13 protein-coding genes and 1 tRNA gene are annotated in these 12,235 nt (G+C 68.9%); 5 read left to right on the top strand and 9 right to left on the bottom strand.

The genetic code is table 11. The features are described 5' to 3' along the window. Nucleotides 1-319 precede the first annotated feature (319 nt). The gene (gene rplL, locus D4740_RS11160) at nucleotides 320-709 is read right to left on the bottom strand and encodes a 50S ribosomal protein L7/L12 (RefSeq protein ID WP_119837022.1); all 390 of its coding nucleotides are present in this window, start codon (nucleotides 707-709) and stop codon (nucleotides 320-322) included. A 66-nt stretch (nucleotides 710-775) separates the two neighbouring features. Continuing rightward, the gene (rplJ, locus tag D4740_RS11155) at nucleotides 776-1,297 is read right to left on the bottom strand and encodes a 50S ribosomal protein L10 (RefSeq protein ID WP_119837021.1); all 522 of its coding nucleotides are present in this window, start codon (nucleotides 1,295-1,297) and stop codon (nucleotides 776-778) included. A gap of 327 nt (nucleotides 1,298-1,624) precedes the next feature. Here rplJ and D4740_RS11150 point away from each other — a divergent pair, with 327 nt between their 5' ends. The 3 genes from D4740_RS11150 (at nucleotide 1,625) to D4740_RS11140 (ending at nucleotide 4,060) form a co-directional block, all read left to right on the top strand. Then, nucleotides 1,625-2,446 (top strand): A24 family peptidase, encoded by an 822-nt coding sequence (locus D4740_RS11150; RefSeq protein WP_119837020.1) that lies wholly within the window; start codon nucleotides 1,625-1,627, stop codon nucleotides 2,444-2,446. Between the two features lie 210 nt (nucleotides 2,447-2,656). Next, nucleotides 2,657-3,187 carry a hypothetical protein gene (locus D4740_RS11145; protein ID WP_182911408.1) on the top strand — a complete coding sequence of 177 codons (531 nt, stop codon included), beginning with the start codon at nucleotides 2,657-2,659 and terminating at the stop codon, nucleotides 3,185-3,187. 12 nt (nucleotides 3,188-3,199) lie between these two features. After that, complete coding sequence (locus D4740_RS11140) at nucleotides 3,200-4,060, top strand: alpha/beta fold hydrolase (protein WP_119837019.1); 861 nt, start codon at nucleotides 3,200-3,202, stop codon at nucleotides 4,058-4,060. Nucleotides 4,061-4,123: 63 nt separating this feature from the next. Here D4740_RS11140 and rplA read toward each other — a convergent pair whose 3' ends face one another. The 5 genes from rplA to D4740_RS11115 form a co-directional block, all read right to left on the bottom strand. Beyond that, entirely contained in the window at nucleotides 4,124-4,816 is a 693-nt protein-coding gene (gene rplA / locus D4740_RS11135) for a 50S ribosomal protein L1 (protein ID WP_119837018.1), read from the bottom strand. 113 nt (nucleotides 4,817-4,929) lie between these two features. Continuing rightward, entirely contained in the window at nucleotides 4,930-5,361 is a 432-nt protein-coding gene (gene rplK, locus D4740_RS11130) for a 50S ribosomal protein L11 (protein WP_119837017.1), read from the bottom strand. A 190-nt stretch (nucleotides 5,362-5,551) separates the two neighbouring features. After that, entirely contained in the window at nucleotides 5,552-6,352 is an 801-nt protein-coding gene (nusG, locus tag D4740_RS11125) for a transcription termination/antitermination protein NusG (RefSeq protein ID WP_119837016.1), read from the bottom strand. A 100-nt stretch (nucleotides 6,353-6,452) separates the two neighbouring features. Continuing rightward, on the bottom strand, nucleotides 6,453-6,692 hold the full coding sequence (secE, locus tag D4740_RS11120; protein ID WP_119837015.1) for a preprotein translocase subunit SecE: 240 nt from the start codon (nucleotides 6,690-6,692) through the stop codon (nucleotides 6,453-6,455). Nucleotides 6,693-6,791: 99 nt separating this feature from the next. Further along, a tRNA-Trp gene (locus tag D4740_RS11115) sits at nucleotides 6,792-6,864 on the bottom strand. A gap of 143 nt (nucleotides 6,865-7,007) precedes the next feature. Between D4740_RS11115 and D4740_RS11110 the strand changes: the two genes are divergently transcribed. Further along, nucleotides 7,008-8,222 carry a pyridoxal phosphate-dependent aminotransferase gene (locus D4740_RS11110; protein WP_119837014.1) on the top strand — a complete coding sequence of 405 codons (1,215 nt, stop codon included), beginning with the start codon at nucleotides 7,008-7,010 and terminating at the stop codon, nucleotides 8,220-8,222. A gap of 83 nt (nucleotides 8,223-8,305) precedes the next feature. On the opposite strand, the gene D4740_RS11105 is transcribed toward D4740_RS11110, so the two are convergent. Together D4740_RS11105 and D4740_RS11100 are read right to left on the bottom strand one after the other, a co-directional pair. Further along, nucleotides 8,306-9,715: an alanine/glycine:cation symporter family protein gene (locus D4740_RS11105; protein ID WP_396027248.1), complete on the bottom strand. Its 1,410-nt coding sequence runs from the start codon at nucleotides 9,713-9,715 to the stop codon at nucleotides 8,306-8,308. Nucleotides 9,716-9,875: 160 nt separating this feature from the next. Then, nucleotides 9,876-11,123: a phosphotransferase gene (locus D4740_RS11100; RefSeq protein ID WP_119837013.1), complete on the bottom strand. Its 1,248-nt coding sequence runs from the start codon at nucleotides 11,121-11,123 to the stop codon at nucleotides 9,876-9,878. Nucleotides 11,124-11,176: 53 nt separating this feature from the next. On the opposite strand from D4740_RS11100, the gene D4740_RS11095 reads away from it, so the two are divergent. Further along, nucleotides 11,177-12,214, top strand: coding sequence for an adenosine deaminase (locus tag D4740_RS11095; protein ID WP_119837012.1), 1,038 nt, complete (start codon nucleotides 11,177-11,179; stop codon nucleotides 12,212-12,214). Nucleotides 12,215-12,235 lie beyond the last annotated feature (21 nt).

Here is a 12,235-nt window from a genome sequence, read left to right as displayed (position 1 = left end):
ACGGCCAGCTCAGCCACCTTCTTGCGATTCCCGCCACAATCACGCATACTACGGCACCCACCTCGCCGCAGCCCCGCCGTCTCCTCCCACACCTCCACCAGGGTGTCACGCAGCGCGTACCGGCGCCACTGGTACGCAACCCGGGTCCCGTCCCCAACTGCTATGGGGGCGAGACCCGGGTTGTCGAGCGCCTCTGGGCGCCTGCCTCAGCCTTGACGGCTCCAGGCCGACAGGCCTGACAGCGGTGCCAGACGGCCCAGGCAGCGAGGCCGGGGCTGTCCCGGCAGCGGCTCGCGACGAAGGAGCCCTGGCGGAGTCCTTACTTGAGGGTGACGGTGGCGCCAGCGCCCTCGAGCTGCTCCTTGGCCTTGTCGGCGGCCTCCTTGTTAGCGCCCTCAAGGACAGCCTTGGGGGCAGAGTCGACCAGCTCCTTAGCCTCCTTCAGGCCGAGGGAGGTCAGGGCGCGCACCTCCTTGATGACCTGGATCTTCTTGTCGCCAGCAGCCTCAAGGATGACGTCGAACTCGGTCTTCTCCTCCTCGGCCGCCTCCGGGGCAGCAGCACCCGGGGCCGCAGCCACAACAGCGGCAGCCGGGGCCGCGGCCGTCACGTCGAAGGTCTCCTCGAAGGCCTTGACGAACTCGGACAGCTCAATGAGGGTCAGCTCCTTGAATGCCTCAACGAGCTCCTCGGGGGTCATCTTCGCCATGGTAGACGTTCCTTCCTGGTGTGGTTCCTGCGCGTGCAGGGCTTGGTGGACGACGCGTGCGGCGGCTCAGGCCGCGGTCTCCTGCTTCTCGCGCAGGGCGTCAACGGTGCGCACAGCCTCGGAGGCCGGTGCGGCAAAGAGGTAGGCAGCCTTGGACAGGGACGCCTTGACAGCGCCCGCAGCCTTAGCGAGGAGCACCTCACGGGACTCGAGGGACGCCAGCTTCTCGACGCCGTCGGCGGACAGTGGGGCGCCGTCCATGACGCCGCCCTTGATGACGAGCTGCTTGTTGTCCTGGGCGAAGTCACGCAGAGCCTTGGCAGCCTCGACCGGTTCCCCCGAGACAAAGGTCAGGGCCGAGGGGCCGGTCAGCTCGTCGGCAAAGGCCTCCAGGCCAGCCTGACGAGCGGCGATCGCTGCAAGCGTGTTCTTCACCACGGCGTACTCGGCGTTACCGCCCAGGGAACGACGAAGCTCCCTGAGCTGGGCGACGCTCAGTCCCCGGTACTCAGTCAGCAGGACGGCGTCAGACTCGCGGAACTTGTCCGCCAGCGCTGCGACCGCTGCCTCCTTGTCAGGCCGTGCCATGGGCCCTCCTTCCGTGGTCTGCCGCAGGGTCCCACCCAGCACAAAAGGTCCCACGCCGACGGGCGCGGGACCTCCAGGCCTGAACAGCCATCAGTTCTCGCTCTCGCCTGCGCTGGCTCCGCCCGGGCGGACTTGGCCCCGCTCGCACGGGGACCTGCGGTCTCTGGCAGAGTCAAGGGTAGACACGGGTCCCGGCTGTTGCGCAAGCCCCGGCGCCGTGCACCTGGTCACGTCACCAGCCAGGTCACCGGGAACGGGAACCTCCGCTAACTGCACGTGAGCCAGCGGGTTCACCGATAGCCCTCTTCCCGTGAGAACGTAGGGCACGTGATATCTCCCGGAACTGTCCTGGTGCTGGCCACCGCCGTGGCTGCCGTAGCAGTGTCCGCAGGACCGGCCTGCACCTACGCCCAGGGCTACCTCAGCCGCCTGGAGGCGCTCGAGGAGGCCCCCGTCGACTCCGCCGGGGACGCCGGGGACACCGGGGACACCGTCGAAAGGACACCGGTACAGCCCCCCGGGAGCAACGGTGCTGCGGAGACCAGCTCTCCCCTGTCACCGCCGCACGTACGAGCCCGCTGGCTGCTGGCTCCCCTCCCCCAGGCGGTGCTGTCCGTGTGCCTGGTCGCAGCATTCCTCGGCTGGGGACTGCAGGCGCACGCCCCGACCCAGACGCTCCTGGCCCTGCCCGTCGTCACGCTCCTGGCCTCAGCCTGCAGTGTCGACGCCGTGTGCCACCGCCTGCCCAACCGCCTCCTGGGTGCCACTGGTACCTGGCTGGTGGGAGCAGCCGCGCTGACAGCCCTCGCGCGGATCCTGGCCTGCGGGACCGCACCCGCCGATGCCGTGTGGCCTGCGGCCCGTGCCCTCCTGTGCGCGGTCGGCGCCAGTGGCGTCCTCCTGGTCATGGCAGTGCTGCCCTCCGGGCTGGGCCTGGGCGACGTCAAGCTGGGCGCCGTCCTGGGAGGCTGGCTTGGGCAGCTCAGTGCGGCTGCGGCGGTGACCGGGCTCGTCCTAGGCTTCCTCCTGGGTGGAGTGGCCGCCGGTCTCCTCATCGTCACCCGCCGCGTGGACCGCAGAGACCACCTCGCCCTGGGCCCCTACCTGGCCACGGGCGGGTGGCTGGCCTGGATCCTGACCCTTGCGTGACCGGGTTCGGCGACAAGTCCGCAGACACCGAGATGTACCGATTCCTCATAGATGACAGATGACTGACATGCCAGTCGTTCTGTGAGGATTCGGTGTTTTCGCGGATGTGGTCGCCCGGGAGCCGCGCGCCCCGGGGCGGTCATCATGAGCGGGTCCCCGGGGCGGGCAGCAAGCCCCAGGCCACCAGCATCGGCCGCTAACATGCGAACCATGCGCCCCCTCTTGTCACCCGCGACCGAGAATCACCCTCCCCAGCGGTGGGCCACTGCCGCCTGCTGGGCGGCCTTCTGCTCGGCCCTGCCGTCGGCGGCCTGGCGGTTGGCCATGCTCAGTGGGGTGGAGACGGGATTCTCCCAGACCGCCTCCTACCGCGGTAGCACTACCGGAACCGCCTATGTCCTGGGTCTTGAGCTCGCACAGGTCGGCTCCGCCGCACTGTCGCTGGGACTGTGCTCCCGGTGGGGGGAACAGGTACCACGCTGGGTGCCAGGAGTCGGCGGGCGGGCACTGCCACGCCTGCTTCCCCTGGTTGTCGGTGGGACAGGCAACGTGGTCCTGTACGTGGTCATTGGTGGTACCACGGCGGTCCTGGCGAGCCGGTGGCTCGGACTGGCCCAGGGGTGGACGCCGACGGCTGGCATGAGCAGCGGCCAGGTCGCCGTCCTGGCAGCGGCCTACGCCCCAGCTCTCCTCTGGCCGCCCGCCCTGACCGTGGCGCTCGTCGGCTATGCGAGAAGGTGAGACGGAGGCGCAGTGAAGTCCGTGCTCCTACGGACCGCCCTCGGCCCGGTGGAGGTGCTGCTCCTGCCCGGGGAGAAGCCGCCAGTCGCCTTCTTCCCGGGCGGACACTGCACGGCCCGCAGCGACTGCGGGTGGAGCCTCTATACCACGGCCGGGCACGGCGTCATCGCCTTCTCTCGCCCCGGGTACGGGCACACGGCGGTCGGGGACGTGACAGCAGCAGAGTTCTGCGACGCTGTGGCCGCGTGCTGTCGGCAGCTGGGCGTGCCAGAACTGGCAGCCGCCGTCGGAGTCTCCCTTGGCGGGCTGCAGGCGATCGAGCTGGCCGTACGCCACCCCGGGCTGGTGCCCAGGCTCGTCCTGAGCTCCAGCGCCCCCTCCTCCCGGCCCTACCCGGACGACCTAGGCACCATCCTCACGGGCTCCCTGGTCTTCAGCCCCGTGACGCAAGAACTCACCTGGTCGGCGGTGGCCCGCCTGGTCTCCACCGACGCCGGGCTGCGGCTGATGGTGTCCAGCCTGTCCACCCGTCCCGCAGACCAGTGGTGGGACTCATGGTCACAGAAGGACCGGCACCGCGCCCGGGAGCTGTTCACCTCAATGTCATCGGGACGGGGCTTCATGCTCGACATGCGGCAGGGACGTGCCACCCGCACGGAATACCGGCGCCAGCTGTTGGGGCGGGTCCCGTGCCCCGCCCTCGTGACGGGGTCACGCACGGACGGGGCCGTCAGCATCACCCACGCGTGGGATCTTGCCGCCCGCATCCCAGGAGCGGCCCTGGTTGAGCTGGACACACCCACCCACCTGTTCTGGCTCGGCCCCGGGCAGGAGAGAGTCCACGCCGCGGTGGCGTCCTTCCTCAGCCGGTAGCCGGGTACGGCGGCCAGGCCCCGGCGAACCTGGTCGGGGCCTGGCCTAACAGCCGAGACCGCCTCAGAGCCGGGAGACGTCTAGGGGGATCCCCGGTCCCATCGTGGTCGTCATCGCCACCTTGAGGATGTAGCGGCCCTTGGAGGCGGAGGGCTTGAGACGCTGGACCTCCTCCAAGGCAGCGGCGAAATTCTCCAGCAGCTGCTCCTCGGTGAACTGGGTCTTGCCGATGACGAGGTGGAGGTTGGCGGCACGGTCGACACGGAACTCGATGCGTCCACCCTTGATGTCGGTGACGGCCTTGGCCACGTCCATGGTCACCGTCCCAGTCCTGGGGTTAGGCATGAGGCCACGAGGCCCCAGGACCCGGCCCAGGCGCCCGACCTTACCCATGAGGTCTGGCGTGGCCACGGCGGCATCGAAGTCCGTGTAGCCCCCGGACACCTTCTCGATGAGGTCGTCGCCACCGACCTCATCGGCACCGGCGTCGAGGGCCTGCTGGGCGCGGTCGCCCTGGGCGAAGACGACAACCCGCGCCGTCTTACCGGTACCGTGCGGCAGGGACACGGTACCTCGGACCATCTGGTCCGCCTTGCGGGGGTCCACGCCAAGACGGAAGGCGACCTCCACGGTGGCGTCAAAACGGGTCACCGTGGTGGCCTTCGCAAGGTGGACGGCCTCGGCCGGGGTGTAGAGGACTCCGGACTGGATCTTCTCAGCGGCGGCACGGTAGGCCTTGCTGCGCTTCCTGGTCATCTGCTTCTCCTTAGCAGTCGTGGTGCACGGGCCGCGCACAGCCCTTCCACAGATGGTTCTTAGTCTTTGTCACACAGGTGCCGACACCGTAGCGGGCGGTGTGCGGTCCAGGCTCAGGCCTCGACCGTGACGCCCATGGAGCGGGCTGTCCCGGCAATGATCTTGTAGGCGGCCTCGACGTCGTCGGCGTTGAGGTCGGGCATCTTGGTCTCGGCGATCTCGCGCACCTGGGCAGCTGTGATAGAGCCGGCCTTGGCTGAGTGCGGGGTGGCGGAGCCCTTGGCCACACCGGCAGCCTTCTTGATCATCTCGGCAGCCGGGGGCGTCTTGGTGACGAAGGTGAAGGAGCGATCCTCGTAGACGGTGATCTCCACGGGGATGACGTTGCCGCGCTGCGACTCGGTCGCAGCGTTGTACGCCTTGCAGAACTCCATGATGTTGACGCCCTGGGCACCCAGGGCTGGGCCGATCGGCGGGGCAGGATTTGCCTGGCCAGCCTGGATCTGGAGCTTGATGAGCCCAGTGACCTTCTTCTTAGGAGGCATGTATCGTGGTCCTTCTTGTCCGGAGACGCTGCACACCTGCCGTGCAGCACGTCGGCGCGTAACGCGCACAGGCGCCCATCGTAGCCCCCGCAGGAGCAGTCAGGACGCGTGATGCCTCATATCACAGGCGTGCACCCTGTGATATGAGGCTCCCGCCACGTTCCGGCTCGGCACCGGAACGGGTGAGGGGTCAGATCTTGGCGACCTGACTGAAGGAGAGCTCGGCGGGAGTGTCCCGGCCGAACAGGGAGATAAGCACCTGGAGCTTCTGGGTCTCGGGGTGGATCTCGGAGATCGTGGCCGGCAAGGACTCGAAGGGGCCGTCGGTGACGATAACGGACTCTCCCGGCTCGAAGCCGACCTCGAAGACCTTGCCGTCGGAGGTGATCTGGGAGCCGGTCCCAGACTCGGCCGCAGGCCGTGCCGCCTCCTTGGCGGCGATCTCCTCGGGCGTGGGGCCCAGCTGAGAGACAGCCTCCTCAAAGGTCAGGGGCACCGGGTTGTAGCGGTCACCCACGAACCCGGTTACAGCCGGGGTGTCCTTGATAGTGCGCCACACCTGGTCAGAGGTCTCGGGATCGTAGAGGTCCATGCGCACAAAGACATACCCGGGCAGGCGAACCCGCGTGACCTCCTTCTTCTTGTTCCCGTTCTTGATCTCGATCACGGTCTCCATGGGGACGGTGGTGTCGAAGACGTAGTCCTCCAGGTCGAAGCTCTCCGCACGGGCCATGATGTCAGCAGCCACTCTGCGCTCGTACCCGGAGTAGGTGTGGAGGACGTACCACTCGCCGGGCAGGGACGACATCTGCCTGCGGAACTCCTCCACCGGGTCGGCAGGAGCCTCCGCCTCCCCCTGCCCCTCAGACTCGGAGTGCCCAGGACCGCCAGCCACGTCGGCACCCGCTGCACCAGTCTCCTCGCTGACAGCCTCCTCACCCTGCTCGTCAGCCTGCTCGGGCAGTGGCTGCACGGGGAAGTCCTCAGACATGGTGTACCTGCTTTCCGGTGGCGCGAGAAGGGATTACAGGGCAGTGCCCTGGCAATGTCGGTTGTCTCGGATGGTCTCGTAGGCACGCCCCGGTACCTGGTCAGGTGAAGAGCCAGGTCACCGCCCGGTTGAAGGCCAGGTCGAGCACGCCGGTGAACAGCATGATAGCGAGAATAAAGAAGACCACGACGACGAAGTAGGTTCCCAGCTCACTGCGGGTCGGCCAGACCACCTTGCGCAGCTCAGCGACAACTTGGCGAGTGAACAGGACGACACGGGCGAGGACGCCCCGTCTCTTTCCACGCTGCTTGCTCGCCGCGCCGCTAGCGCTCTCGCTCATGTCGTCGGTCCTCAGGGTCAACGGTCTGGTCAGTAGCCCGGGATGCCGGGAGAGAAGACGAAACCCGACGGGATCTCCCGACCGATCCGCCGTTCTCAGCAGGGCAGGCGGGACTCGAACCCACAACCGCCGGTTTTGGAGACCGGTGCGCTACCAATTGCGCCACTGCCCTTCAGCGAGGATCAAGTCTGCCACAGCGTGGACAGGAAAGCGCGGTCTGTCAGTGGTGGGTTGCGACACGTCCCCGTGCGCGCTCCGGGGGTACCCCGAACCAGCGGTCCACCCCTGTAGGAGCACTGTGGGAGCATAAGAAGCATGACACCAGCACCCGCCTCCCGCGTCTCCTCACGTCTGGCCGCGATCACCCCCTCAGCCACCCTCGCCGTCGACGCCCGGGCCAAGGCCCTCAAGGCCGCTGGCCGTCCCGTCATCGGCTTCGGCGCGGGCGAGCCCGACTTCGCCACCCCCGACTACATCGTCGAGGCGGCCGTGGCCGCCGCCAAGGACCCCTCCTGCCACAAGTACTCTCCCGCCAAGGGGCTGCCGGCCCTGCGCGAGGCGATCGCCTCCAAGATCCTGCGCGACTGCGGCTACACGGTCTCCCCCGACGACATCCTGGTCACCAACGGCGGCAAACAGGCTGTCTTCCAGGCCTTTGCCGCGATCATCGACCCTGGTGACGAGGTGCTCCTGCCGGCACCGTACTGGACCACATACCCCGAGGTGGTGGCCCTGGCAGGAGGCACGACGGTCGAGGTCTTCGCCGGAGCCGCCCAGGACTACAAGGTCACGACTGACCAACTCGACGCCGCGCTGAGCGCACGCACCAAGGCTCTCCTACTGTGCTCGCCCTCCAACCCCACCGGCTCGGTCTACACCCCCGCCGAGCTGAGCACGATCGGGCAGTGGGCGCTGAAGCACGGCCTGTGGGTCGTGACCGACGAGATCTACGAGCACCTGCTCTACGACGACGCCCGACCCGCCCACGTAGTCTCGCTGGTCCCCGATCTGGCCGACCAGACCATCGTGCTCAACGGCGTGGCCAAGACCTACGCCATGACCGGGTGGCGCGTGGGCTGGATGAGCGGCCCCTCCGACGTCGTCAGCGCAGCCACGAACTTCCAGTCCCACCTGTCCAGCAACGTTGCTAACGTCTCCCAGAGAGCAGCCTTGGCTGCCGTGAGCGCAGACCTGTCGGCGGTGGAGGAGATGCGCACCGCCTTCGACCGGCGCCGTCGCACCATGGTGGAGATGCTGTCAGCCGTCGAGGGCCTGACGGTCCCCGTCCCCCGGGGAGCCTTCTACGCCTACCCGAGCATGGAGAAGCTTGTCGGGCGCAGCCTGCGAGGCACGGTGATCGACTCCTCGGCCACACTCGCCGAGCTCGTGCTGGAGCACGCCGAGGTGGCCGTGGTCCCCGGCGAGGCCTTCGGCCCCTCCGGGTTCCTGCGCCTGTCCTACGCCCTGGGGGACGAGGACCTGGTCGAGGGCGTGGGCCGTATCCAGTCCCTGCTGGCAGAGGTGGACTAGCCCTGCCTGTGGGACTGCCCTGCCCCGCACCGTGGCTGCCCCCAGGAGCGCGACGGCCTCACGGCCGCCGCTGGCTGCCCGGGCTAGGTGCCCAAGGACCGGGTGGACGGGGCCGTCTCAGGGACCGAGGAGAACTCGTCGCCGGGACGGCGCAGGTGAGGGTCCTGGACCAGGTAGGCCCGGGTCTCTCGCGCCACGAGCCCGGAGAGCAGCAGCAGGCCGACAAGATTGGGGACCGCCATGAGCCCGTTGGCAATGTCAGCAAAGGTCCAGGCCACCTTCAGGCGGGTCACCGAGCCGAGGAACACCGCGACCGTGAACACCAGGCGGAAGGGCAGGACCCCGTGGACGCCCACCAGCCTCACCACACAGCGCTCCGCGTAGTACGCCCAGCCCAGGATCGTGGAGGAGGCGAGGAAGACCAGCGCCACGGAGACGATGTAGTGCCCCCAGTCGCCGGGCAGGCCGCGGGTAAAGGCCTGCGCCGTCATCGTGTCAGGGTCGCTGCCCATCCAGCTGTCCGTGGTCAGGATGACCAGACCGGTACAGCTGACCACGATGATCGTGTCGATAAAAGTCTGGGTCATGGAGACCAGGCCCTGACGCGCCGGGTGCCTGGTCCGGGCAGCAGCTGCGGCGATAGCCGCCGAGCCCATGCCGGACTCGTTGGAGAAGATCCCCCGCGCCACGCCGTACTGGAGCGCCATGATAACCGTGGACCCCAGGAAGCCACCGGCGGCACCGGAACCAGTGAAGGCCCCCTGGAGCACCAGCCCCAGGGCGTGAGGAACCTCGCCCAGGCGCGCCACAAGGACGTAGACGCAGCCTGCTGCATAGAACACGATCATCATCGGGACGAAGGCGGCCGTCACCGTACCGATCGCGTCAATGCCTCCCAGCAGGACCGCACCCACACCGACCGCCAGGAGGATGCCCACCAGGGCCGGGTCCCAGCCGAAGGAGTGCGACAGCTGGGCGGCTACGGCATTGGACTGGGTGGTTGAGCCGATCCCGAAGGAGGCCAGGATGGTCGCGAGCGCGAAGCACACGGACAGGATCCTGCCCGTGCGACCCTGCACAGCCTGCTGCAGGTAGTACTGGGGACCGCCGGACTGTCTGCCGTGGGCATCCGTGGTCCGGAAGCGCACCGCGAGAAAGGCCTCGGAGTACTTCGAGGCCATGCCGAACAGCGCCGTGACCCACATCCAGAACAGGGCACCGGGTCCGCCCAGGTGGATCGCGGTGGCTACTCCGATGACGTTGCCCACCCCCACCGTGGCCGCCAGTGCCGTCGTGAGCGCCTGGTAGTGGGAGATGTCTCCCTCCGCAGTCCCCTTCTCGCCGTCCTCGCGCTCCAGCAGCGCGAAGCGCAGGGCCGCAGCCAGCGTGCGGACCTGTAGGCCCCGCAGGCGGATCGTCAGGAAGACACCGGTCCCCAGCAGGAGGGGGACAAGGAACCAGGGTCCCCAGATGAAGCCGTTGACGGCGGTCAGGACGTCCTCGACCGGGCCGCTGGCAACGGTCGCAGGAACAAGGGCGGTCACGGTCTGGGGCGTCACGGGCTGTCTCTCCTTCAGCCCGGCGGGGCACCGGGCGCAGGCCGAAGACTAGGCCCAGAATCACGACGGCGAGGTGACCGGGGAGACAACAGAGTCAGTGAGGAGCGCGACGTGCCTGAGCCTCCCGGCTCTGGGCCAGCCAGGCCTCTGCCCGCGCAAGCCTTCCCTCGGCGTCGGCACGCCACGGTCCGCCGTCCTCACGTCTGGCTCCAGCCACCAGCGACAGCACGACTCCGGCGCAGCGTGCCCGCAGGGCAACAGGGTCCACGAGCTGCTCCGCCAGGCGCGTCCAGGTCCGCAGGACAGGACCCAGCCGGGGGTAGGAGGACGGTGCCAGGTGATCGAGGACGCTGACGTGCCCCAGCAGGCAGGCCAGGTCGTCCACCCGGTGACCCGGCCCCAGGGAGTCCACGTCCAGCAGGCTGGCAACTCGCTCACCGTCCATGAGGATGTTGGCCTCGTAGAAGTCGCCGTGGACAGGGAGCACAGGCCCGATGTCACAGGTCCTCATGACCTGTTCCACCCCCTCGGCCACGGCACGTGCCCTGGCGGCCTCCTCGGGAAGGACGGTAGCCGCTGCGTGGGCATAGTGGCGGGCACGCTCCGACCACGCGGGGTGGGCCGGCAGGCGCAGAGCCGTCTGCGGCAGAGAGTCCAGGAGGGCGACAAGACTGCGGAAGACCCTCTCCGCCTGGCCTTCGTCCATGCCCCGTGACAGCAGGCCGGACAGCGCCGTACCCCGTCCCGCGGACAGCACCACCAACCCGTCAGCGTCCTCCCGCAGCACCTCCGGAGCGGGTACGCCAACCGTGGTGAGCATGCGGTGCCGCTGGGCTAGACCAGGAGACTGGCTGGGACGCAGGACCTTGACGTAGGCCGTGGCGCCATCGGAGAAGGTCGTCCTTACCACGGCACGACGTGTCGGCCGGTAGGCGACCATGGCGGCCTCGAGCCGGGTCCCCAGACGAGCCGACAGCAGGGCCGGGGTACAGGCAACCACCAGGCCAGGCAGCTCGGGATCGGCTGGGTGGCACCACACGTGCACCACGGGACCGTTGCCGCCCGCGGGCGCCACCCGAGTCAGGCCCGGTGCGTGCGGGTGCGACAGCCGGGCCGTCGTCGCGCACAGGTACTCGGTGGTGGAGCGCCCGTCCGCAGACACGACGAGCGCGGTGTAGCCCACCGACACCCCTGCACCGGGACGGTGGTGGACCGAGTGGACCTCCCAGCTCGCCAGTCCACGACCTTCTGAGGCCAGGGCCGCTGAAAGCACCGCCGAGGCCCCGGACCCTGTGAGAAGGGCGACATCCTCCGGCTCACGAGAGCTGCCCGGGTGGTTCATGGACCCAGTGTGCCCCACCAGGGTCTGGTACGCGCCCGTGAAACAATTCCGCCATGCGCGACCTTGCCACCCTGCCCAAGGCGCACCTGCACCTGCACTTCACCGGAGCGATGCGTCTGGACACCTTGACCGAGCTCGCCTCCAGCACCCGCTCCCGCCTACCCGCCAGCTTCCTTGAGGGCGACCCCCTGCGCGTCCCGGCCGACCGTCGCGGTTGGTTCCGGTTCCAGCGGGCCTACGACACGGCCCGGGCACTGGTAGACAGTGAGGAGGTCATGCGCCGTATCGTCCTGGAGGCCGCTATCGACGACGCGTCGGAGGGCTCACGCCGCCTGGAGATCCAGGTGGACCCCACCAGCTACGCGCCCTTCGTCGGTGGTATCACCCCCGCCCTGGAGGTAGTCCTGGACGCGGCCCGCCAGGCCACCGTCCTGACCGGGGTCGAGGTCGCTGTCGTCGTGGCTGCCTCACGGGTCCGCCACCCGCTGGACGCACGTACCCTGGCACGGCTGGCGGTGCGCTACGCCGGGGACCAGCCAGGCAGCGTCGTCGGCTTCGGCCTGTCCAATGACGAGCGTGCCGGAAGCACCTCGTCGTGGGCTCCGGCCTTCGACATCGCCCGGCGTGGTGGGCTGGCGTCGCTGCCTCACGGCGGAGAGCTGCTTGGCCCCGAGCACGTGCGGGCCGTCGTCTCCTCCCTGCGACCGACCCGCCTGGGCCACGGGGTGCGCGCCAGCGAGGACGCCCGCCTCCTGGACCAGCTCGTCCGGGATGGGACCAGCCTGGAGGTATGCCCGGCGTCGAACGTGAGCCTGGGCGTCTACCGTCAGCGCGCTGACGTCCCCCTGCAGACACTGCTGCAGCATGGGGCGCAGGTGGCGCTGGGCGCGGACGACCCCCTGCTGTTTCAGTCGCGGCTGACAGACCAGTACCAGATCGCACGGGACCTGGGGTGCGACGACGTGACCCTGGCAGAGCTGGCACGAGGCTCCATCCGCGCCTCCCTGGCCTCGCCGACCTCCAAGCGCACCTGGCTGGCACAGGTGGACGACTGGCTCGCGGCCGAGCCGAGTCCGCAGGCAGCTGCGTGAGCCTCCTGCCCGCGCGACCCC

Origin of the sequence: Actinomyces sp. 2119 (genome assembly GCF_003591215.1) — a bacterium.
Lineage (GTDB): Bacteria > Actinomycetota > Actinomycetes > Actinomycetales > Actinomycetaceae > Actinomyces > Actinomyces lilanjuaniae.
Note: the sequence above shows the minus strand (reverse complement) of the source record. Positions and strands in the feature narration are given on the sequence as shown.